Below are 22,453 nucleotides of genomic sequence, written 5' to 3'. Positions count from 1 at the left end.
TTCGCTAGGTGGCGTATTTTTGGGGTAAACCCGTCAATTATAGTCGGACCAATCCATGCGGCCATTGAAGCCCAGCAGCGTGCCCCCCATATGGGCAGACATCGAACCCTCGGGCAACCCTCACCACAACCTAAGTCTTGAGAACTTAGAATCGCGCCCGTATAGGTTCTGCCCCTTTTCTTTTGGTGCGTTACAACCTTGTTTTTCGGAGACCCTCATGAACAATAGCTTCTCAACCGCTCAGACCGACTATGGGTTCAGCGTCCCCAGCCTTGCTGAACGCAACCGGGTGCTGCGCAACACCTACTTGCTGCTGGCGGTGTCGCTCATCCCAACCGCCCTCGGTGCTTGGATCGGTGTCACCACCGGGGTGATCGCGGCCATGGGCATGATGATGTCGCTGGTGTTTTTCATGGCTGGCTCCTTTGCCTTCATGTACGCCATCGAAAAGACCAAGGAATCTGGTGCGGGTGTGGTCGTGCTGCTGGCCTTCACCTTTTTCATGGGCCTGATGCTGTCGCGCTTGCTGTCGGCCGTGCTGGGCTTTAAGAATGGCAGCTCGCTGATCATGATGGCCTTTGGTGGCACGGCAGGCGTGTTCTTCGCCATGGCCTCGCTGGCCACGGTGATCAAGCGGGATCTGTCGGGCATGGGCAAGTTCTTGTTCATCGGCACGATCGTGCTGCTCGCTGTGGGCGTGATGAACATCTTTGTGCAATCCAGCGCCTTGATGATCGCTTTGTCCGTGATGGGCGTAGCGATCTTCTCGGGCTTCTTGCTGTTTGAGATCAAGCGGGTGCTGGACGGTGGTGAAACCAACTACATCGCCGCCACCACCGCCATCTACCTCGACGTTTTCAACATCTTCCAAAACCTGCTGGCTTTGCTGGGCATCTTTGGCGGTGAACGCGAGTAATCGCTGCTGACGTCACGTCACACGCAGCGCTTAAAACCCCGGGTCGCCATAGCTGCCCGGGGCCAAGTTTTCAAACTTGGTCAGGGGCTTCATGAACGCCAGTTTCACGGTCCCGACCGGGCCGTTACGCTGCTTGCCGATGATGATCTCCGCCACCCCCGGCTCCTTCGACTCCTTGTTGTAGTAGTCATCACGGTAGATGAACATGATGACGTCTGCATCCTGCTCAATCGCGCCCGATTCGCGCAAGTCACTCATCATTGGCCGCTTGTCGGTGCGGGTTTCGACCGAGCGATTCAACTGCGACAGCGCCATCACCGGGCATTGCAACTCTTTGGCCAAGGCCTTCAGGCCACGCGAGATTTCACTGATTTCGGTTGCACGGTTTTCACCGTTGCTGCTGTTGGTGCCGCTCATCAACTGCAAGTAATCCACGATGATCAGGCCCAACTTGCCGCACTGGCGCGCCTGCCGCCGCGCCCGAGCCCGCAGTTCAGCCGGATTCAAAGCGGGGGTCTCGTCAATAAAGATGCTGGCGTTGCGCAGCTGATCCACCGCCTCCGACAAGCGCCCCCACTCATCGTCACGCAAAGCCCCGGTGCGCAAGTGCTGCTGGTCAATCCGACCCAACGAGCCAACCACCCGCAGCGCCAACTGCGACGCCCCCATTTCCATCGAGAACACCACCACCGGCAACTGCTCCTTGACCGCCACGTGCTCACCGATGTTCAACGCAAAGGCCGTGTTGTGCGTCACCACATCTTGATCGGTGATGTAAAGCCGATCCGGATGACTCACCGCGATGCACTGGCACGCTGTGCGGCGGGTCGGCTCAATCGACGTGATCGTCAGACGTTTTTGACGACCCACTGATGCTGGGTAGGCCATGTGGCAGATGTACTGTGACCCCGCACTTGTGATCGAACACCAGCCCCCAAGCGAACGCACCAACTCCGCCGCATCGTGGGCAAGTTGGCGGCTGGTGGTGGCCAACGAAGTGCATCCACCGAGCAGTCCCTGAAGCAGATCAAGCCGAACCCCTTTGTGGGCCTCCAAATACTGCCTTGGAAGACTTGCCTGCGGCTTCAATCGATCAGCCCAAAGCTGCGAGCCCATGGCGTGCCCATCCACCGGCAACGGCTCATGGTGACCAAAATCACCGCTGGCACGATCAATCCAAAGACGCCCTTGATGGCGCTGGCACTGCAAAAGCTGCATCAGTGCAGTCGTCGAGACAACGCGGGCGGTTTTCCAGTGCCGTGAATGGATGCGCCACAGATGCTCGGCGCAACATTCCGTGCTGCGCCCATCAGAGAAAGTGATGCGATAAACCTGACGCTCACCTTGTGGATAAACACCCGCCACGATGGACGAGCGGCCATCCACCGAGGCCAGAGCATCGCCCACCGCTAACTCGCCCATGGCCTTCCATCCGGTCAAAGTCCGAACACGGGCATCCAAAGGCTGTGCTTTCCCCATCGACGGCCGAGCGGCCAGGATGATCAGGTCGCCGGGTTGGAGTCCGGCCGTCATGCGGTCGAGGTCGAAGAAGCCGCAAGGCACACCTGTGACTTCGCCGGCACCGTTTTCGGCCAGTTCTTGGACGCGGTCGATCAGCTGAACCACCAAGGTGTCCATCGACTGAAAACCCTGTTTGTTGCGCGAGCCTTCTTCGCCGATGCGAAAAATCTTGCCTTCGGCCTCGTCGAGGATGGTGGAGACCGTGCGGCCTTGGGGGTTGAAGGCGTTGGTGGCGATCTCGTCGCTGGCTTCCACGAGTTTGCGCAAGATGGATCGGTCCCGCACGATCTCGGCGTAGCGGCGCAGGTTGGCGGCGCTGGGCACGCTCTGGGCCAGCGCGTTCAAATAGGCCAAACCACCCACAGCGTCGGCCTTGCCAAGGTTTTGCAGCTGCTCATGCACCGTGATGACATCGGCGGGCTTGCTGGCACCGACCAACGCACCGATGGCGGCGTAAATCAGCTTGTGCTCATAACGATAGAAATCGTTGTCGCTGAGCAAATCACCCGCTCGGTCCCAAGCGCTGTTGTCGATCAACAAGCCACCGAGCACGCTTTGCTCGGCTTCAATGGATTGGGGCGGCACCCGCAGCCGGGCAACATCAGCGTCTTTTTGACGGCCCAAGGCCGAGTACGCCGCTGGTAGATCCGGAAGATCAGAGTCCATGAGCCAAACCACCCCACAACAAAGCCAAACAAGCGACCAACAAAAGAAAAAAGGCCGACTTGCGTCGGCCCTTCACTGGATCGAGATCGTTGATCGATCCATCTCTGGAGCGATCAGGCGGTTTCGCCGACCACTGCCAGAGTAATTTCCACCACGACATCGGTGTGCAACACCACGGAAGCAGTGGATTCACCCACGGTCTTCAGGTGAGCATTGGCCAGACGCACTTGGGTCTTGGCGACGTCAAAGCCTTGGACCTTGAGCGCAGCTGCGACGTCAGCAGTGGTGACGGAACCGAACAAACGGCCATCCACACCCGCCTTTTGCGTGATCACCACGCGCAGGCCAGCGATCTTCTCGCCCAAAGCTTGGGCAGAGGCGACGCGGTCAGCTTGGATTTTTTCGATTTCAGCACGCTTGACTTCGAATTCCTTGATCGCAGCAGCCGTGGCACGACGAGCGGCGCGGGTGGGGATCAGGAAATTGCGAGCGTAGCCGTCCTTGACCTTGACGACATCGCCGAGGTTGCCGAGATTGGCGACTTTTTCGAGCAGGATCACTTGCATCGTGTTTCTCCTCAGACCTTGTGCTGGTCGGAATACGGCAGCATGGCCAGGAAGCGAGCACGCTTGATCGCGTTGGTCAGCTGACGTTGGAAGATCGCACGGGTGCCAGTGAGGCGCGCCGGGGTGATCTTGCCGTTTTCGCCGACGAAGTCGCGCAAGGTGTCGATGTCTTTGTAGTCGATCTGTTCAACACCGGCGACGGTGAAGCGGCAGAAACGCTTGCGCTTGAACAGCAGCGATTGCTGATTGCGCGGTGTGCGCTTGTTCTTGCGATCTTTGGAAAACCGGGAACGTGGGGGTGCCATGTGGGAACCTCGTTAATTCGAATCTGAGAGAACTGGAACGTTGTCGATGGGGTCGATTTGACGCAGATGCAACATCACACCGCGACCATGGCGCTGCTTGGCCAAAAAGCCACTGAACCGAGCCGTTGCACCAATATTCAGCCGGTTGAGGGCTGTTACGGTGTCACCAAGGGCGGTTGCATGGATCTCGAAAGAGACCGTCCGCAAAGCACCGTTGTGCTCGGTCGGCTCGCTATGAGCCAGCTTGACATCCAAAGCAGGCAAGCCTGCCGGGGTGTAGCGCTGGCAAGCGCGCTCGACCAGTTGGGCCGTCAACACAACCTGATTCACAGGCTGCGGGACAACACGCCATGGTCAGGGATGCGCATCACACATCTCACCGATCCATCATCAAGCCGTGGCTTCTTGGGGCGCTTTGCGAGCGTCTTCCTTCTCGACGCGACGCATCATGACGGAAGGACCGGACTCAGCCTTGTCCTTCTTGACCGTCAGATGGCGCAACACGGCGTCATTGAAACGGAAGCCGGTTTCGAGTTCAGCCAAGGTTTCCTTGGTGCATTCGATGTTGACCAGCAAGTAGTGCGCCTTGGCCAGCTTGTTGATCAGGTAAGCCAATTGCAGGCGGCCCCAATCTTCCACGCGATGGACTTGACCGCCCGCCGTCGTGATCAAGCTCTTGTAGCGCTCCAGCATGGCCGGAACTTGTTCGCTCTGATCCGGATGAACCAGAAGAATGATTTCGTAATGACGCATAAACACTCCTTACGGTTTCCCGGCAGGAACATTCCGACCGAGAAGCCACCCTGTCGCATCACACAGACAGGTGCGGCAATGGAAAACCGGCGATTATAGCTTGGTGCCAAATTGACACCTTTCACCACATCATGCACAACCCAGCCGCCATCAGTCCCCTTGATCTTCCCGCCGAGATCCTGATCCATCTGATCTTGGCCGCAGGGGCCTTGCTGCTCGGGCCTTTGGCCCTGCGTACACGCAAAGGGTCCACCCTACACCGCAGGACCGGCTACGTCTGGATCGTGTTGATGCTGGGCGCAGCGCTGTCGAGCATCTTCATCCGCGACCACCATCTGCCCAACATCGCGGGCTACACCCCCATTCACCTACTGACTGTGCTGACCTTGGTGGGCGTCAGCAGTGGGTTGTGGCACATCCGACAACGGCGAATCACGGAGCACCGCAAAACCATGTGGAGCGTCTACCTCGGTGGCTGCCTCGGAGCAGGCGCGTTCACGCTGCTGCCAGGGCGTTACTTGGGCGATCTGCTATGGCACCACACTTTGGGCTGGATGTGATCCCGTTCACAACGGGCCGGTGGGGCCGTCTTGTGCCCGGGCTCCCTCACTGGGTTGACGCAGCCGCGCCAGCACCGCCAGCTCATGCCGCCCCGGTGGGTGATCGAACCAGCTCACCAGCACCAGCACCAAGCCGCCCACGGGCACGCCGAAGATCGCTGCCGCCATGGGCTCCACATCCCACCAGCGGCAGTCAGCCACCGGCCGCGTGATGCCCAATAAGGTGCGCAGCGCCTCGTGGGTGGTGGCCATGTAATAAAGACAGGTCAACAACCCGGCACCCATCGCCACGGAAGCGCCTCGACGGGTGGCCCGGGCCCAAAAGATGCCCAACACCAGCGCCGGGAAAAATGCCGAGGCCGCAATCGAGAAGGCCGCTGCGACAAATTGCAAGATGTCGGCAAAGTGCAGCGAGGCAATGAACGCCGCAAAAAGCGCCACCACCAGCACCAAAAATTTGGAAAGCATCACCCGCCGCAACGGCGGCGCATGCGGGTGAATCAAGCGGTGATAGATGTCGTGCGAAAGCACGTTCGAGATATTGAGCAGCAGACCGTCAGCCGTCGAGAGCGCCGCCGCCAAACCCCCAGCCGCCACCAGATAGGTCACCACCAGCGGCAAGCCGCCGATTTCCGGGGCCGCTAGCACGATCAGATCGCCACCCAGATGCAACTCGGCCAGTTGCAAGATGCCGTCGCCGTTGATGTCCTCGACCGAAATCAAGCTCGGGTCGATGCGCGCCCAGCGCCGGATCCAGCTTGGCAAGTCCTCAAAAGGCGTGCCCACCAGATGGGTGAGCACTTCGGCCTTGATCATCACCGCCAACACTGGGGTGGCCAAATAGAGCAAGGCGATGAAAAACAGCGACCAGGCCACCGAGCGCCGTGCTTCTGAGACCGTGGGCGTGGTCAGGTAGCGGGTCAGGACGTGCGGCATGGCCGCCGTGCCCAGCATCAGGCACAGCATCAGGGCCACAAAGTTGCGCCGTTTGACTTCGTAAGCGTGTTGATCGGCCTCGGCATCCTGTGTCGTCGCGTGTCCGGCATAAGGCTGTGCTTGGGGCGGCATGCCGGCCAGGGGCTGAGCATGGGCCCGGGCGCTATCGCGTTCGTGCTCGTAGCGTCCGCGAGCTTGCGCTTCGGTGCGCGGCCGATTGGCATACAGGCGCTCGGCGCGCTGGACCTGCACTTGGGGGGCGTCCTCTTGGCGCAAGGTCTGGGCCTGTGCGGCCCAACGGTGCGCGTCTTCCTGCATCGCCCGGGGGACATCCTGCAATTTGCGCTCCGCCTCATCGGCGCGCTGCTGATAGTGCTGACGCGCTGAAAGCTCGGCCGGATCTTGGCGCAAGACATGCTCCCGCGCTGTCACGGCGCTCAGCTGCTTGCTGTAGCTGATCAGCGGCCAAACGCTGTCGTTTTGTTGGATCGACAACCACACCACCGGCGTCAGGTAGGCCACGATCAAGATGATGTACTGCGCCACCTGCGTCCACGTCACGGCCCGCATGCCCCCAAGGAAGGAGCAAACCAGCACCGCGCCGAGGCCCACGAAGACCCCCATTTCGAAGTTAAAGCCGGTGAGATGCGAGGTGATCAGGCCAATGCTGTAGATCTGGACCACCAAGTAAACAAAAGACACCAAGATCGCCGAACAAGCGCCGATCAGGCGTGGCCCTTCACCGCCATAGCGCTGGCCCAAAAAATCAGGAATGGTGTAGATGCGCAAGCGCCGTAAATAGGGCGCGAGCAGCAGCGCCACGAGGCAAAAACCGCCCGTCCAACCCAAGATGTAGGCGAGGCCGTCGAAGCCTTGGAGGTAGATCACCCCGGCCGTGCCGATGAAGGAGGCCGCCGACATCCAGTCGGCGGCTGTGGCCATGCCGTTGTAGAACGCCGGCACCGAGCGGCCCGCCACGTAGTACTCGGCTTCGTCGATGGTGCGGCACGCCAAGCCGATGGCCGCGTAAACCACCACGGTGGCTGTCATGAAAAGCGCGCCGATGCTGTTGCGCGACCAGCCCATGCGCTCCAAAACCGCCAAGGCCACCACGAAAAGCGCGACCCCGAGCGTGAACAAGGCGTAGCGCCGGTGCAGCACACCCACGCGCACCGGGGGGCTACGCATGCGAGTCGGCGGGAAGAGTAAGTCGCTGCCGCTCAGCCCGCTCAGACCGCTCAGCGCGTTCAAGGCGATCCATGCGCTCCATCACGATCACATCAATCAGCAAGACCAGCAGGAAAAAGAGGATCGCGCCGTGCGCAGACATCCAGTACCCGAGCGGGAAACCGCCGACCACCCAGACGTTGAGATCCCGGGCGAACCACGGCAAGGCCACCGTGACCGCCAGCCACAACCCCAGCAGACTCCACGTGACCCGTCGAACACGGATCCAGTAGCGCCCCGAAGAGGTGGCGGTGACGGTCATGGGCGACTTCTTAAGTCCGAGCCAGCAACTGCCACGTATCGACCACCGTGTCGGGGTTCAGCGAGATCGACTCGATGCCTTCCTTCATGAGCCATTGGGCAAAGTCGGGATGGTCGCTGGGGCCTTGGCCGCAGATGCCGATGTACTTGCCCTGCGCACGGCAAGCGGCAATGGCCTTCGAGATCAGCGCCTTGACAGCAGGATCACGCTCGTCAAAGTCAGCGGCCAGCAGCTCTAGGCCCGAGTCCCGGTCCAGCCCCAAAGTGAGCTGGGTCAGATCGTTCGAGCCAATCGACATGCCGTCGAAGAACTTCAGGTAGTCGTCGGCCAAGATGGCATTGCTCGGGATCTCGCACATCATGATGACGCGCAGACCGTCGGTGCCGCCGTCAGCCGCGCGCTTCAAGCCCTGCTCGGCCAGCATGCCCACCACGCGCTCGCCTTGCTTCAAAGTGCGCACAAACGGCACCATCACTTCGACATTGGTCAGACCCATGTCGTTGCGCACGCGCTTCAAGGCCTTGCACTCCATGGCAAAAGCTTCGGCGAAGTCTTCGCTCAGGTAACGCGCCGCGCCCCGGAAACCCAGCATGGGATTTTCTTCTTCGGGCTCGTAGCGGCTACCACCGATGAGCTTGCGGTACTCGTTTGACTTGAAGTCAGACAAGCGCACGATCACCGGCTTGGGCCAGAAGGCCGCCGCGATGGTGGCGATGCCTTCGGCGAGCTTATCGACGTAGAACGCACGCGGGCTGGCGTGACCCCGAGCCACCGATTCGACCGCCTTTTTCAGGTCGGGATCGACATTCGGATAGTCGAGGATGACGCGCGGGTGTACGCCGATGTTGTTGTTGATGATGAATTCGAGGCGCGCCAAGCCCACGCCCGAGTTGGGCATTTGGCAGAAATCGAAGGCCAGCTGCGGGTTGCCAACGTTCATCATCACCTTGACGGGGCTCACGGGCATCTCCACGCGGCTGACTTCGCTGATGTCCATGTCCAGCAAGCCGTCATAGATGCGGCCGGTGTCGCCTTCCGAGCAAACCACGGTGACGAGCTGACCGTCCTTGAGCGTTTCGGTCGCGTCCCCGCAACCCACCACGGCCGGGATGCCCAGTTCACGCGCAATGATGGCGGCGTGGCAAGTGCGGCCACCCCGGTTGGTGACGATGGCGCTGGCGCGCTTCATCACCGGCTCCCAGTTCGGGTCGGTCATGTCGGTGACCAGCACGTCGCCGGGCTGCACGCGGTCCATCTCGGTGATCGAATCGACCAAGCGCACCGGGCCGGTGCCGATCTTTTGCCCGATGGCGCGGCCTTCAGCCAGCACCGTGCGGTCCACGCCGCCCTTGAGCTTGTAGCGGTGCTCGACCTTGCCAGCGGCTTGGCTCTTCACCGTTTCAGGCCGGGCTTGCAAGATGTAGAGCAAGCCGTCGCCGCCGTCCTTGCCCCACTCGATGTCCATCGCGCGGCCGTAGTGCTGCTCGATGATCAAGGCATAGCGCGCCAGCTCGGTCACGTCTTCGTCGCTCAGCGAGTAGCGGTTGCGCAGCTCGGTCGGGGTGTCGGTGATCTTGACCAGCTTGCCGGAAGCCGCTTTCTCTTCGGGCGAAGCGAATTCCATGCGGATCAGCTTCGAGCCCAAGCTGCGGCGGATCACCGCTTGCTTGCCCGCACGCAAAGCGTGCTTGTGGACGTAGAACTCGTCAGGGTTCACAGCGCCCTGCACCACCGTTTCGCCCAGCCCGTAGCTGGAGGTGATGAAGACCACGTCTTGGAAACCGCTTTCGGTGTCGATGGTGAACATCACACCGGCTGCGCCCAAGTCCGAACGCACCATGCGCTGAATGCCGGCCGACAAAGCCACGTCAGCGTGGGCAAAGCCCTTGTGGACGCGGTAGCTGATGGCGCGGTCGTTGTAGAGCGAGGCAAACACTTCGCGGATCTTGTGCAGGATGTCGTCGATGCCGACCACATTCAGGAAGGTTTCCTGCTGACCGGCGAACGAGGCGTCGGGCAAGTCTTCGGCCGTGGCTGACGAGCGCACCGCAAACGACGCCCCCGGATGGCCGGCAGTGAGGCGGGCAAATTCGCCACGAACAGCCGCTTCGAAATCAGCGGGGAACACAGCGTGCTCGACCCAACCCCGGATCTCCGCACCGGCCTCAGCCAGCGCGCGCACGTCTTCGATATCAAGTGCGGCCAAACGGGCATTGATGCGATCCGTCAAACCGCTTTCAGTCAGAAAGCGCCGAAACGCGTGGGCCGTGGTGGCAAAACCGCCGGGAACACGCACGCCGGAGGCGGCCAGTTGCGAAATCATCTCGCCGAGCGAGGCGTTCTTGCCGCCGACCGTCTCGACGTCACTCATGCGCAACTGCTCGAACGGGGCCACCAAGGCGGTCGCCAAATCAACCTGGGACATCACAAACTCCATGAAGAAAAGAAAACCTGTGCGGCGCAGCGAGGCACCTGATGCAGAACATTCTACGGGTGCAACCCTGCCGTTTCCTGTCATAGTTCCCGCTCGTTGATCGCCCCCAACAGCCCCTTAGGCCGCAACCCGGCAGCAGTCCCATGCCCAATCACACCGTCTTCTTTGTCTCCGATGGCACTGGCATCACCGCAGAGACTTTTGGCAACTCGATCCTGGCGCAATTCGCCATCGAACATCGCCACGTGCGCCGCCCCTTCATCGACACCATCGAGAAGGCTGAGCAGGTGGTGCGCGAGATCAACGCCATGGCCCACGATGAAGGCCGCCGGCCCATCGTTTTCCTCACGTTGATCAACGAAACCGTGCGCCAGATCCTGAGCAACCAGGCCAACGCCTTGGTGATGGATATGTTTCAGCGCTTTATCGAGCCGCTCGAAGCCGAGTTCGGTCTCAAGTCGAACCACCGCGTGGGCCGTTTTTCCGACGTCACGCGCAGCCAGCAGTATCACGACCGCATCGAGGCGATCAATTTCTCGCTGGCCCATGACGACGGCCAATCCTCACGCAACCTGAGCGTGGCCGACGTGATCTTGGTGGGCGTTTCGCGCAGCGGCAAAACACCGACGTCGCTTTACTTGGCGATGCAGCACGGCATCAAGGCCGCCAACTACCCGCTCATCCCCGACGACTTCGAACGCGGCAACCTGCCCTCGATGCTTGCGCCCTACAAACGCAAATGCTTCGGCCTGACCATCGACCCCGACCGCCTCAGCCAAATCCGCAACGAACGCCGCCCCGGCAGCAAATACGCCGCCCTAGCCAACTGCCGCATGGAAATCAACGAAGCCGAACGCCTGATGAAACGCGAAGGCATCGCCTGGCTCTCATCCACCCACAAATCCATCGAAGAAATCGCCACCACCATCCTCAACGAGATTCGACCGGATCGGTTGGAGTATTGAAGTTGGGGAAACTGCGGGCGATGCACTGAGTCACCATCGAGACGATTACCGCCTTGGCCGGGGCCGTCTGAGGACGGCGGCTTGATCGCTTCGCCTCCCGGCTCAGTCGGTCGGTCTGGGGGTTGAGGGGCTGCTGGCATGTCTTGAGTTTTTACCCCTTCGCCACGCCTGTACAGTCTCGCATTCCCTTCTTGACTCGCTTGTCAATACCGGGGGGGGGGGGGTGAATACGTACTATTTTATCTATGCTCAGCTCGCATTGATTCAAGTTTTCCTCCCACATTACAACAATGTTATTGATCCACTGATCAGATCTAGCATCTATATGCCCAAATTGAATACTTTCTATTTTTTCTCGATATGCATTAGCCAGATATATGTTGCGAACATATTCATAAATCACTTCTAATTCGTCATTGCTGGCGCACTTCGAAAAAATAGAATCACCTATACACCGCACAACCGTTACAGTACTGAACTGCCTCAAAACTACGCCATCACGATAGTATTTAAGAAAACTTTTCTTCAAAATTATTTGATTACTTTTTCCTTCAACCGCTATCGCCTTTAACATTGATCTATATGCTTTATCCTCTCGTCGCCAATTGACGTAATTATTACCCAGCAAGCCAAGAAGCACGCCCAAAGCAGTGGTAAACATGCTTAAAAATGCTTTTACCCATTCAGCATCAATCATATATATCTTATGTATCACAGAATAGAATTCGCGCCCTATCCAAAGAATCTTTAAAAGAGCGATGCCCAATTTTGCATTCAAACTTATTTAGTTGGTTTCTGCTTTGTATCGGCTGATTTAATACATCACCACAAATCCATGCCAAACAAAAATCCTCAATGAGATCAACCTCATCTTGTTTGACCGCATCCAACTCCATATAACGTAGTTTATTAAAAATCTCTAAATCATCTAAACCACTCTTTGACTTAACATTCATTGGAAACCATGCATCATTCTTATATATAGGTTGGATCAGAGGATTCATACGAATCAACCTCAACTCATCAGCCCCACAAAGAGCTGCTCCATGCAAAATACGGTACGCCGCGTAAGTTGCAGCATCCGGAGGATCATCAAGAATAGTGCAGGCCATAGTACGAACATAATCAAAATATCCATCAGACTTTAATTCAGGCTCAACACCTAATGGCTCTTCAACGGCATCATCTTCTGAATGAATAGGCAAAAATACAGAACCAGTACCCAAGCTAAGTATTTTTATACTATTTACATCGACATTATTAGAAATAGCCTCAACCACTGAAACCAATATTGGATTATTGTATCCAGCAGCAGCCCCATCCCAGAATTTTCGACCTTTAAAAGCGTCTGTATCTAATTGGGCTGGTTTATCAAAAAATTTAACAGGTGCCGTTGACGAAGCATGTAATGCTTCAGCAAGAGTCGGAACACCATTTCCAAAATCACCCGAAGATAAGCTATCAACATTTGATCGAAAGAATACTGATCTTTGTCGATCATAATCAAATGCCACAATAATAAAATCCGGCAACCCGTCCATTTTATTTATTTTTGAGTCCCCATTAATAAACCCATTTTTGGCAAAATTATTTAACAGGCCTCGAATACCAATTAATTTTTTCTCCGTATCATATTTTGTCAAAATTCGAATAAAATTTTCATAAAAAATACTCTCCCTGACGTCTGAGTTTTTAAACATATTAATGATTTGTTGCGGTGCCATATCAACAGCCAAGCAGCCAGCAACTAAGCTACCACCAGAATTAGCAGCAACAAGATCAAATCTTTTCAAAATATCACGACCGCCCAAATCAGGAAACAACTCCTTCAGAGCATACGCTTGAATAATAGACCAAGCACCGCCGCCATCAAGTGAAAGAATTTTTGTGTACGACATACACAGCCTCAATTCTCACTTGTTTTCAGTTGGCAGGTCTTCACCAAGGAGCACTTTGCTCAAAAAACCTAAGAAACGCCTCCATTTGTCACTAGACAAAAACACAGCAACAAGAGCGATAATAAAGGCAAAACTAATATATGCAGCGCACCCATAAATAACATTACCAATAAAACGACCATCTCCACCCATCAAAAAACCACCACCGATCAAACCCGATATACCAGAAATGCTTTTAAACACATCCTGTGTTTTATTACCTGATCTAATTGAATACATCACAAAATAGCCCACAACAACCCAAAAACCAGAAAAATTCGTAGACCAGTCCATGATATAACTCTCCTATTCTGATCAAAAAACGCACTTATTACTGTGCAAAGTCCCAGCCAATTTGTATTGCAAGCCACTGATCACCATCATGTTTATAGACAACAGGGGCATTGGTGCCAACGCGATCTTTGCCACTCAAAATGCCGACTTTGAAAGGCGTATCAGATTTCGTCACATCAAACATCAAGCCAGCAGCCTGCGAAAAAGCCGTTATGTTTACTTCTCTTGGTTCTGCACCAGCGGCATCTTTGACCGTTGTTTTTATGCTTGTAATTCCCGCAGACACAATAAAACTGACACCCCACCCAGTTTGACCCATTCTGTAGCCCAAAAACGGGCCAAGCGTAGAACTAGCCTCTAAGCTACCATCACTAGGGAAATATTTGTACGGAACAATCAAGCCGCCATAGACAAAACCGTACTTTGAATATCCAATTTTTTCGAGATGAGCAGCCTTTACAGCATATCCTTGACTCTCTACAACTAAGGAGTCAACGGACAACTTACAATCATCATTATTAAAAGTTATACGACTTACAAATTCACCAGCCAATGCTAACTTACTAGGCCCACCCATTCCATTGCAAGGAATATCCAGCACAGAAACATACACATCACCATCACTATTTTTAATAATTTTTAATTTAGTCCTTGCAGGAGCCAGAAAACTCGGCGCGTTAGAAGTATCAACAGATTTTCCAGCGGTACCAATGACTGGATGGAAACCATCGAGCGCAGATTTTAAAACGACCGTATCACCATCAGATATCACTCTTCCATCAGCGTCAGTAGCATTGGCCTTCGTTACAGAAATCACAGCCAAGAAAATGCACCCGACACAACCTACAAGTTTTTTTGAGTTACTCATGATTCGCTCCAAAAAATTATTACACCCGCAAAGATCAATCTAAATCAACAAGACCTTTCACATAATATCTAGCATATTTAATTGAAAGTAGCTCTTTGCGCCCTTTTTTATTAGGCAATGCAACAGCCAGATGAACCCATCGACCAAATTCGTAGATGATTTGATCATATTCAATATCACAAGCAGCGACCATCTTGGCCGTTTCAAGCACCGTACCAAAACGGGGCACCGTGAAATCAGCAGCTAATCCAGTGCGATGAGCACTATCCCGAGCACCGCCAACAGCTTTGTTCAAGGCATCGGATCGGTATCCGCTGCTTATAACAATAGGAAAACCACCCAACGCTGATCTCACAATCTCAAGCTGCTCAGCCAAATGAGTCAAGTTTGTAATAATTGTGCTACTGGGAACGTTATAAATATTTCTGCGAGCAGCCTCTTGACTCGCTGTTAATTCATCAAGGGAAAAATGAGTGGTTAGCACAGTTGACATGAAATCCTCACTGAGTTGTATTCTCAGATATCGACTACAAACCAAGCGCAGATGACGTATCTTGATCCAAAAATCCTGATTGATTTAAGCCTGAGTTAGCTTGGAATTCCAACAAGGCAGATGTGGTTCTGCGGCCTCTGAATCCATCAATGGGGCCAGGATCAATACCAATATAAAACAATGCAGCTTGAGCCGCCCGAAGATGAAGATCTGGCAATTTGACATTAAACTTGGCATACGCAGCGGCAAGTCGCGTGTCATATTCATTATCTCTGAAACTTGGGCCATTGTATTTTCTGGCGAATGTGACCCAATTTTGACGCTGCAATGCAGGTGCGAGACCCATTGCAGCAATAAAATTAGCCACGGCCATAAGCTGAGATTTTTCATCATCAAGCATGGATAAGACCATTCCACTCACGCTGGAGAAGCCCGCCGACTTGAAATTAAAACCCATCACTTGACCGATGCCCCAAGATGCACTTTGAAGTGCTTTTTCTTCATCTAATTTGATAGCTTTATTGAGTCGATCATATTCTCCATAACCACTTGTATAGCCGCCTGGAATTTTATTACTGATATTTGAATCGACACCATCATATTTTCCATCCGTCAATCGATGAAAAACATGTCGTTCGAAGAGTATTTGTGGCCGTTTATCTTGTAAAAATCCAAACCCACGTGTTTCCACTGCAAGTACAGCCCAAACATCTGGATCAGTGGCCTTAAGTAACTGGCACGCAGCATCCATATCCTCGTCAGTCAGAGGTCGGCCTCGTCCTTGGAAGTTCATGATTCGCTCCCGTCATATCAACTGACAAATAATTATCAGCGATCAAACCCCAAAGCCACGCACAGAAATAGAAAGACAAAATAACCCAGCACAAACCCAAAACGGCTTGCCATGTACGGGTGTGAATGGAATCTTTGTTCGTGACTTTTGTCACAGACTACGCCTGAGTGGCGGAGTTGTCGCCCCAGAGAAAACCCTTAGTCGAAACTTAAGGTTTGCCGGGCAGATTCGTAGAAACAGATGGCGGCGGCGGCGGCGACATTGAGGGATTCTTCGCCGCCGGGTTGGGGGATGGTGACGGTGTGGGCGCAGCGGGCCATGAGGGCGGGGCTGACGCCTTGGCCTTCGTGGCCGAAGACCCAGGCGCAGGGTTGGGGCAGGCGCAGGCGGTGGAGGGGGTCGCTGGTGGCGTGCGAGCTGGTGGCCAAGAGGGGCACGGGCAAGGCGGCGAGGTCGTCGGCGCTCAGGCCTTCGTGCAGGCTCAGGGCAAAGTGCGCCCCCATGCCGGCGCGCAAGACTTTGGGCGACCAAAGTGCGGCGGTGCCTTTGAGGGCCAACACCTGGCGCACGCCCAAGGCGGCGGCGCTGCGCAAAATAGTGCCAACGTTACCGGCGTCTTGCAGGCGATCGAGCACCACCGTGGCGACGGTTTGGAATGTCGTTGGCAGGCCGGGCACATCGATCAAAAAACCCAGCGGCGGCGGCGATTCAAGGGTGCTGCATTGGGCCATCAACACGTCGCTCAAGACCACGACGTCGGGCACATGCAGGGCCAAAGCGCGCAGGTTCGGGTCATCCCAAGCGCTGCGGCTGAAAACAGCGGTGCGTGGCAGCCCACCCCGGGCCAGAAAAGCGCGCACCAAGTGATCGCCCTCCAGCCAGATGCGCCCCTGACGCCGATAGCCGGTGGGGTCTTGCACCAAGCGGCGCAGTTCCTTGACCCAAGCGTTGGCGGCGGAGTCGATCAAACGGGGGGCAAGCAGGGTCATGACGAAGAGGTCAGCGTGACGGACGAAGAAGACAGGGCAAGGGCCAGCGTGGCGCGGCGCACCGGGGCAAAGGATTGGCGGTGCTGCGGACAAGGGCCGTGCAGCCGCAAGGCCTCTTGGTGAGCGGGCGTGGGGTAACCCTTGTGGATGGCGAAACCGTACTGCGGCCAGCGCGCGTCCATCTCTAGGCAAAGCCGGTCACGCGTCACCTTGGCAAGGATCGACGCCGCTGAAATGGCTTGCACCTTGGCGTCACCCTTGACGATGGCTTCGGCGGGCATTTTCAGCAGCGGCAAACGGTTGCCATCGACCAGCACCTTGGCGGGCTTGAGGCGCAAGCCTTCGACGGCGCGCTTCATGGCCAGCAAGGTGGCTTGGAGGATGTTGAGCTGATCAATCTCAGCCGCGCTGGCTTCGGCGATGCAAAAGGCCAAGGCCTTGGCACGGATCTCGTCAAAAAGCAGCTCGCGCCGCCGCTCGGTCAGCACTTTGGAGTCGGCCAAACCAAGGATGGGTTGCAGCTCGTCAAGGATCACTGCGGCGGCCACCACCGGGCCGGCCAGCGGACCGCGCCCCGCTTCGTCCACGCCCGCCACCAAACCCATGGTGTCAAAGCTGAACGTGAGTTGAGATGGCGCTTCAGCGCTGGAGGATTTGCGCGATCGCATCGGTGGCTCGGCGCGCCGTATCTTGGCGCAACAGACGGTGAAGGTCGTCGAAACGGGCCGAAACGCGCGCGCAGGCCGCCGGATCATCCAGCCAGCGCAGCGCCTCACGGGCCAGCGCTTCGGGCGTGGCGGCGTCTTGGATCAGTTCAGGCACCACAAAGTCGCGCAGCAAGATGTTGGGCAACCCCACCCACGGCTGCAAACGCATGCGCTTCATGAGCTGCCAGCTTAAAAAATGCATGTGATAGGCGATCACCATCGGCCGCTTGAACAAGGCCGCTTCGAGCGTGGCGGTACCGCTGGCGATCAAGGTCAGGTCGCAAGCGGCCAGCGCCTCGTGTGAGCGGCCGTCGAGCACGTCGATGCTCACCCCGGGCGCGTGCTCAGCCAGCAGCGCGTCGAACATCAAACGCAAGCCCGGCACCACCGGCAACACAAAGCGCAAGCCCGGGCGCTGCTTGACCAACAAGGCCGCCGCCGCCAACAGGCGCGGTGCCATGTGCCGCATCTCGCCCCGGCGACTGCCGGGCAGCAGCGCGATCACCCGCTCGGACGGGGTGTAGCCCAGCCGCGCCCGGGCCGCGACGCGCGGTGTTTCAAGCGGAATCGCATCCGCCAGCGGATGGCCGACGTAGGTCGCGGGGATGCCGGCCTTGGCGTAAATCTCGGGCTCGAACGGGAACAGGCACAGCACGTGATCGGTCGAGCGGCGCATCTTGTCAATGCGACCGGCGCGCCACGCCCAAAGCGAAGGGCCGACGAAATGGATCGCCGGGATGCCAGCGGCCTTGAGGCGCTCTTCCAGACCGAGGTTGAAATCGGGCGCATCAACACCGATGAACAGATCAGGTTTGTGGACCAACAAACGCTCAGCCAGCTGTCGGCGGATGCCCGCGATCTCGCGGTAATGGCGCAGTGCTTCGGCGTAGCCATGGACGGCCAGCTTGTCGTGCGGCCACCAAGCCTGGAAACCTTGGGCCGCCATCTTCGGCCCGCCGATGCCGACCGCTTCCAGGCCCGCCCAGCGCTGGCGCAAGCCGCCCAGAAGAAGCCCGGCGAGCAAGTCGCCCGAGGTTTCGCCCGCCACCATGGCCAAACGTGGCGCATCTTGCGTCATGGTCATGGTGTGAGCAGCAGCAAGGACTCAGCGCACCAAGCCACGCTTGGCTTGGGCGATGAAGTCGAGCATCAAGGTGATATCGGCGTCGATTTGGGCGTCGATCTCAGCTTCCTGCCCAGCCTCACTGCCCTGCCCGCGCAGCGCGCTGATCGCTTCCACCGCTTGCTCCAGCGGCATGCCGGAGCGGAACAACAGCTTGTGCATCTCGCGGATCGGGTGGAGCCGCTCGTTGCTGAAGCCGCGCCGGCGCAAGCCGGTGAGATTGACCGCCCGCACGCTCAAGGGGTTGCCGTCCACCGTCATGTAGGGCGCAACGTCTTGGGCCACATGGCCTTGGAAGCCGATCATGGCGTGCGCACCGATGTGGACAAACTGATGCACGCCTGAGAGCCCACCGATGGTCGCCCAGTCGCCCACATGCACATGGCCCGCCAGCGTGACGTTGTTGGCCAAGACGCAGTGGCTGCCCAGGCGCACGTCGTGCGCCAGATGGACGTAAGCCATGATCCAGTTGTCTGAGCCGACGCGGGTGACGCCTTCTTCTTTGAAGGTGCCGGTGTTGAAGGTGCAGAACTCGCGGATCGTGTTGCGGTCGCCGATCACCAGCTCGGTGATCTCGCTGCCGTGGCTCATGTCCTGCGGCAACGCGCCGATGGAGCTGAACTGAAAGATGCGGTTGTCTGTGCCGATGGTGGTGCGGCCTTCGATGACGCAGTGCGGCCCAATGGCTGTCCCCGCCCCGATCTTGACCTGCGGCCCGACGATGCTGTACGGGCCCACCGTGACCGAGGCGTGCAGCTCAGCGGCAGGGTCCACAAGGGCGGTGGGATGGATCTGCGCCATGACCGACTCTCCTCTTTGCTTTAGGCAATCTTGCGCATGGTGCACATCAGCTCGGCCTCGGTGGCGAGCTCACCGTTGACCAGCGCACGCGCTGAATACTTGAAGATGCCGGCCTTGGCCCGCAGGATGGTCGATTCGAGCACCAGCTGATCACCCGGCTCGACCGGACGCTTGAAGCGCGCGCCGTCGATGCCGGCGAAATACACCACCGTGTCGTCACCCGGGTCTTCGCCCATCGAGGCAAAGCTCAGCAGCGCCGAGGCCTGCGCCAGCGCTTCGAGGATCAACACACCCGGCATCACCGGACGGTGCGGAAAGTGGCCCATGAAGAACGGCTCGTTGATCGTGACGTTCTTGATCGCGCGGATGCTCTTGTTCAGCTCGATCTCCAACACGCGGTCCACCAGCAGGATCGGGTAACGATGCGGCAGCTTCTTCAGGATCTGGTGGATGTTCATGGTCGTCATAGGTCGCTCTTTTTGTCGAAGTTCTTATCGAGGTTCTGTTCGAAGTTTTTTTCCAGGGCGCGCAAACGCTCGCGCAAGGTATGCAAGTGGCGCAGGGTGGCGGCGTTTTTTTCCCACGCGCTGTTGTCGTCGATGGGGAAGACCCCGCTGTATTGGCCAGGCTGCTTGATGGAGCGCATCACGGTGCTGGAGGCCGAAATATGCACACCGTCAGCCAACTCTAGGTGGCCCAAGACCACCGCCCCACCGCCCACGGTGCATCCCTTGCCAATGCGCGCACTGCCGGCCACGCCGGCACAACCGGCCATCGCGCTGTGGTCGCCGATCTGCACGTTGTGTCCGATCTGGATCAAGTTATCGAGCTTGACGCCGACCCCGATCACGGTGTCTTCCAGCGCCCCCCGGTCGATGCAGGTGTTGGCACCGATTTCCACGTCGTCACCGATGCGCACACCGCCAAGCTGCTCGATTTTTTCCCAGCGGCCTTGGGTGGGCGCAAAGCCAAAACCGTCGGCCCCAATCACCACACCGCTGTGCAACAAGCAGCGCGCACCCAACACCGTGCCCGGCATCAAGGTGACGCGCGGTGCCAGCCGCGTTTGGGCACCGATGACCACACCGGCACCAATAAAAGCGTGCGCGCCGATCTGTACGCCTTCGGCCAACACCGCGCCGACTTCCACCACCGCTTGCGGGCCAATCACCACGCCCGCACCCAACTGCGCCTCGGGCGCGACCACCGCGCTGGGATGCACACCAGCCGGCGGCTGCGGGCGCGTGCGCGCCGCCCACCACTGGGTGAGCCGAGCAAAGTACAGGTATGGGTCCGGCGTGATCAGCGCAGCACCCCGGGCCACGGCCTCATCGCGCAGCGCCGGGCTGACGATCAGGCAGGCGGCGGCTGTGGTGCGCAGTTGTGCGACGTAGCGCGGATGCGAGACGAAGCTGATGGCGCAAGCATCGGCCGCCGCAAGGCCAGCGATGCGCGCAATCACCAAGCGGCCATCACCGATCAGCTCACCGCCCAAGGCTTGGTGCAACTCGGCCAGCGTGGTTGAAAACACCCCCGCCATCACTTGGCCGTCACAGAAGCCGCGTTGAGCGCCTTGATCACCTTCTCGGTGATGTCCACCTTGGCCGAAGCGAAGACCGCCTCTTGGACGATCAGGTCGTACTTGTCTTGCTCATAGATCTGGCGAATCACCCGATTGGCACGCTCAACCACCGCCGACAACTCTTCGTTGCGCCGCTGATTCAGGTCTTCTTGAAACTCGCGCCGCTTGCGCTGCAAGTCGCGGTCTTGCTCAAGCAAATCGCGCTGGCGCTTGGTGCGTTCGGCTTCCGACAGCGTCGGTGCGTCCTTATCGAGCTTTTCTTCCGCGCCCTTGCGACGCTGCTCGGCTTCACGCAGCTCACGATCCCGCTTGCCAAACTCGGTTTCAAGCTTGGCTTGAGCTGCCTTGGCGGGGGCCGCTTCGCGCAAAACCCGCTCGCTGTTGACGTAACCCAACTTGAGTTCTTGGGCCGAGGCCGAGGGCAAAGTGCCCGCCAAGGCAAGAGCCGCACACAGGCTCGTGAGAGTGGACTTCATCAAAATGCGGTCCCGATCTGGAATTGGAAGTTCTGGATTTTATCCTGCGGGAAATAGCGCACAGGTTTGCCGTAGCTGAACTTCAGCGGCCCGACCGGAGACATCCAAGACAAGCCCACACCCATCGACGCCCGCAAGGAAGTCGCGTCGATGATCTCGGTGTCGTTCCAGACATTACCGGCATCGGCATAGGCAAAGATACGCAACGAGCGGTCGTTGCCTGCGCCCGGGAACGGCACATAAAGCTCGGTGTTCAGGTTGACTCGGCGGCTGCCGCCGATATAGGCCCCCGTCACATCCACCGGCCCGAGAGAGTTTTGATCGAAGGAGCGCACCGTGCCCAAACCCCCGGCATAAAAATTCTTGAAGACCGGGAAGGGTCGGCCCATCAAACCGACGCCGTAGCCGACTTCGGCGTTGGCCCCGAGCGTGACACGCTTGGACAGCGGCCAATACTTTTGCAATTGGGCATTCGAGCGGAAGTAGCGCGCATCCCCCAACACCCCCAGTTCGAGATTGACCCGCTGATAGGCCCCCGAGTTCGGGGCCATCGAGTTGTCCCGCCCATCACGCTGCCAACCCAGGGTCAGCGGCACAGTGGTACTTGAAGCACCGTAGTCCGCGCGGTAGCGGAAGTAATACTCGGGCAAAGCCGAGGACGCCAAAATGTCGGTGCGCTCCACGCCACCACCGAGAAACACCTTGTCCAGCTCTGTCACCGGCACACCAAAACGCACCGAACCGCCCCGGGTGATCAACTGGTAATACTCGCCTTGGCTGTTGATCGGCTTGTTGGTGCGGTAGTAGACATCGAAGGAGCGAGACACGCCCTCATCGGTGAAGTAGGGATCGACCGAGGAGAAATTCAACGTGCGGATGGCCGCACTGGTGTTGAAGTCGATACCAAAGTAATTGCCCGAGCCGAAGATATTGTCTTGTCGTATCGAGGCCGTGAACCCCAGCTGCGTGGCCGTCGAATAGGTCGCGCCCACCATCATGCTGCCGTTGGGCTTTTCTTTGACGGTGAACGTGAGATCGACTTCATCCGGGCTGCCGGGGACTTCTTGCTGTTCAACCTCGACTTGGCTGAAATACCCCAAACGGTCGATGCGATCCCGCGAGAGCCTGATGCGCCGGCCGTCATACCAAGCTGATTCGAATTGGCGCACCTCGCGCCGAATCACTTCATCACGGGTACGGGTGTTGCCAGAGATATGGATGCGCCGCACATAAGCCCGACGGCCCGGATCAGCGTGAAGCGTGATCGACACCTGACCTG

The 22,453-nt window shown here is 57.7% G+C and carries 25 protein-coding genes; 3 read left to right on the top strand and 22 right to left on the bottom strand.

Features of this window, described 5'->3' with window-relative positions; genetic code table 11:
* Nucleotides 1-217 precede the first annotated feature (217 nt).
* Nucleotides 218-916: a Bax inhibitor-1 family protein gene (locus AC3VI7_RS04635; RefSeq protein WP_489669744.1), complete on the top strand. Its 699-nt coding sequence runs from the start codon at nt 218-220 to the stop codon at nt 914-916.
* 30 nt (nt 917-946) lie between these two features.
* On the opposite strand, the gene dnaB is transcribed toward AC3VI7_RS04635, so the two are convergent.
* The 5 genes from dnaB to rpsF form a co-directional block, all read right to left on the bottom strand.
* On the bottom strand, nt 947-3,103 hold the full coding sequence (gene dnaB, locus AC3VI7_RS04630) for a replicative DNA helicase (RefSeq protein WP_489671195.1): 2,157 nt from the start codon (nt 3,101-3,103) through the stop codon (nt 947-949).
* Between the two features lie 113 nt (nt 3,104-3,216).
* A complete protein-coding gene (rplI, locus tag AC3VI7_RS04625) occupies nt 3,217-3,669 on the bottom strand; it encodes a 50S ribosomal protein L9 (protein ID WP_489668306.1) in 453 nt (150 codons plus the stop codon).
* A gap of 11 nt (nt 3,670-3,680) precedes the next feature.
* On the bottom strand, nt 3,681-3,974 hold the full coding sequence (gene rpsR / locus AC3VI7_RS04620; RefSeq protein WP_489668305.1) for a 30S ribosomal protein S18: 294 nt from the start codon (nt 3,972-3,974) through the stop codon (nt 3,681-3,683).
* Nucleotides 3,975-3,986: 12 nt separating this feature from the next.
* On the bottom strand, nt 3,987-4,304 hold the full coding sequence (gene priB / locus AC3VI7_RS04615) for a primosomal replication protein N (RefSeq protein WP_489668304.1): 318 nt from the start codon (nt 4,302-4,304) through the stop codon (nt 3,987-3,989).
* 60 nt (nt 4,305-4,364) lie between these two features.
* Nucleotides 4,365-4,727 carry a 30S ribosomal protein S6 gene (gene rpsF, locus AC3VI7_RS04610; protein ID WP_489668303.1) on the bottom strand — a complete coding sequence of 121 codons (363 nt, stop codon included), beginning with the start codon at nt 4,725-4,727 and terminating at the stop codon, nt 4,365-4,367.
* A gap of 131 nt (nt 4,728-4,858) precedes the next feature.
* Between rpsF and AC3VI7_RS04605 the strand changes: the two genes are divergently transcribed.
* Complete coding sequence (locus tag AC3VI7_RS04605; RefSeq protein ID WP_489668302.1) at nt 4,859-5,287, top strand: DUF2306 domain-containing protein; 429 nt, start codon at nt 4,859-4,861, stop codon at nt 5,285-5,287.
* Between the two features lie 6 nt (nt 5,288-5,293).
* Here AC3VI7_RS04605 and AC3VI7_RS04600 read toward each other — a convergent pair whose 3' ends face one another.
* Genes AC3VI7_RS04600 through ppsA form a run of 3 tightly spaced genes read right to left on the bottom strand, consistent with a single transcriptional unit; the run spans nt 5,294 to nt 10,137 of the window.
* Nucleotides 5,294-7,411 (bottom strand): VC_2705 family sodium/solute symporter, encoded by a 2,118-nt coding sequence (locus tag AC3VI7_RS04600; RefSeq protein ID WP_489668301.1) that lies wholly within the window; start codon nt 7,409-7,411, stop codon nt 5,294-5,296.
* Nucleotides 7,404-7,712, bottom strand: a complete 309-nt coding sequence (locus tag AC3VI7_RS04595) for a DUF4212 domain-containing protein (protein ID WP_489668300.1) — start codon at nt 7,710-7,712, stop codon at nt 7,404-7,406. The genes AC3VI7_RS04600 and AC3VI7_RS04595 overlap by 8 nt, the downstream gene beginning before the upstream one ends.
* Nucleotides 7,713-7,722: 10 nt before the next feature.
* The gene (gene ppsA, locus AC3VI7_RS04590) at nt 7,723-10,137 is read right to left on the bottom strand and encodes a phosphoenolpyruvate synthase (RefSeq protein ID WP_489668299.1); all 2,415 of its coding nucleotides are present in this window, start codon (nt 10,135-10,137) and stop codon (nt 7,723-7,725) included.
* A gap of 152 nt (nt 10,138-10,289) precedes the next feature.
* Here ppsA and ppsR point away from each other — a divergent pair, with 152 nt between their 5' ends.
* Complete coding sequence (gene ppsR / locus AC3VI7_RS04585; RefSeq protein ID WP_489668298.1) at nt 10,290-11,111, top strand: posphoenolpyruvate synthetase regulatory kinase/phosphorylase PpsR; 822 nt, start codon at nt 10,290-10,292, stop codon at nt 11,109-11,111.
* A 151-nt stretch (nt 11,112-11,262) separates the two neighbouring features.
* Here the strand turns inward: ppsR and AC3VI7_RS04580 are convergent, their stop codons facing one another.
* The 14 genes from AC3VI7_RS04580 to bamA form a co-directional block, all read right to left on the bottom strand.
* Entirely contained in the window at nt 11,263-11,808 is a 546-nt protein-coding gene (locus AC3VI7_RS04580; protein WP_489671407.1) for a hypothetical protein, read from the bottom strand.
* 7 nt (nt 11,809-11,815) lie between these two features.
* The gene (locus tag AC3VI7_RS04575) at nt 11,816-13,009 is read right to left on the bottom strand and encodes a patatin-like phospholipase family protein (protein WP_489668296.1); all 1,194 of its coding nucleotides are present in this window, start codon (nt 13,007-13,009) and stop codon (nt 11,816-11,818) included.
* A 15-nt stretch (nt 13,010-13,024) separates the two neighbouring features.
* Nucleotides 13,025-13,342, bottom strand: a complete 318-nt coding sequence (locus AC3VI7_RS04570) for a hypothetical protein (protein ID WP_489668295.1) — start codon at nt 13,340-13,342, stop codon at nt 13,025-13,027.
* Nucleotides 13,343-13,379: 37 nt separating this feature from the next.
* A complete protein-coding gene (locus AC3VI7_RS04565; RefSeq protein ID WP_489668294.1) occupies nt 13,380-14,210 on the bottom strand; it encodes a hypothetical protein in 831 nt (276 codons plus the stop codon).
* A 34-nt stretch (nt 14,211-14,244) separates the two neighbouring features.
* The gene (locus tag AC3VI7_RS04560; protein WP_489668293.1) at nt 14,245-14,703 is read right to left on the bottom strand and encodes a D-Ala-D-Ala carboxypeptidase family metallohydrolase; all 459 of its coding nucleotides are present in this window, start codon (nt 14,701-14,703) and stop codon (nt 14,245-14,247) included.
* Nucleotides 14,704-14,737: 34 nt separating this feature from the next.
* Nucleotides 14,738-15,496, bottom strand: a complete 759-nt coding sequence (locus AC3VI7_RS04555; protein ID WP_489668292.1) for an N-acetylmuramidase domain-containing protein — start codon at nt 15,494-15,496, stop codon at nt 14,738-14,740.
* 197 nt (nt 15,497-15,693) lie between these two features.
* On the bottom strand, nt 15,694-16,485 hold the full coding sequence (locus AC3VI7_RS04550; protein WP_489668291.1) for a TrmH family RNA methyltransferase: 792 nt from the start codon (nt 16,483-16,485) through the stop codon (nt 15,694-15,696).
* Nucleotides 16,482-17,153 carry a ribonuclease HII gene (gene rnhB, locus AC3VI7_RS04545; protein WP_473964877.1) on the bottom strand — a complete coding sequence of 224 codons (672 nt, stop codon included), beginning with the start codon at nt 17,151-17,153 and terminating at the stop codon, nt 16,482-16,484. Before rnhB ends, AC3VI7_RS04550 begins: the two co-directional genes overlap by 4 nt.
* Entirely contained in the window at nt 17,125-18,270 is a 1,146-nt protein-coding gene (gene lpxB / locus AC3VI7_RS04540; protein ID WP_489668312.1) for a lipid-A-disaccharide synthase, read from the bottom strand. Before lpxB ends, rnhB begins: the two co-directional genes overlap by 29 nt.
* Nucleotides 18,271-18,297: 27 nt before the next feature.
* Nucleotides 18,298-19,116: an acyl-ACP--UDP-N-acetylglucosamine O-acyltransferase gene (gene lpxA / locus AC3VI7_RS04535; protein WP_489668290.1), complete on the bottom strand. Its 819-nt coding sequence runs from the start codon at nt 19,114-19,116 to the stop codon at nt 18,298-18,300.
* Between the two features lie 20 nt (nt 19,117-19,136).
* Entirely contained in the window at nt 19,137-19,583 is a 447-nt protein-coding gene (fabZ, locus tag AC3VI7_RS04530; RefSeq protein ID WP_489668289.1) for a 3-hydroxyacyl-ACP dehydratase FabZ, read from the bottom strand.
* Complete coding sequence (gene lpxD / locus AC3VI7_RS04525) at nt 19,580-20,656, bottom strand: UDP-3-O-(3-hydroxymyristoyl)glucosamine N-acyltransferase (protein WP_489668288.1); 1,077 nt, start codon at nt 20,654-20,656, stop codon at nt 19,580-19,582. Before lpxD ends, fabZ begins: the two co-directional genes overlap by 4 nt.
* Nucleotides 20,656-21,174 carry an OmpH/Skp family outer membrane protein gene (locus tag AC3VI7_RS04520; RefSeq protein ID WP_489668287.1) on the bottom strand — a complete coding sequence of 173 codons (519 nt, stop codon included), beginning with the start codon at nt 21,172-21,174 and terminating at the stop codon, nt 20,656-20,658. Before AC3VI7_RS04520 ends, lpxD begins: the two co-directional genes overlap by 1 nt.
* The coding region (gene bamA, locus AC3VI7_RS04515; protein WP_489671406.1) for an outer membrane protein assembly factor BamA at nt 21,174-22,453 on the bottom strand (1,280 nt) is incomplete at its 5' end. The genes bamA and AC3VI7_RS04520, both read right to left, overlap by 1 nt.

The organism is Leptothrix toolikensis (SeqCode) (genome assembly GCF_057922285.1).
Note: the sequence above shows the minus strand (reverse complement) of the source record. Positions and strands in the feature narration are given on the sequence as shown.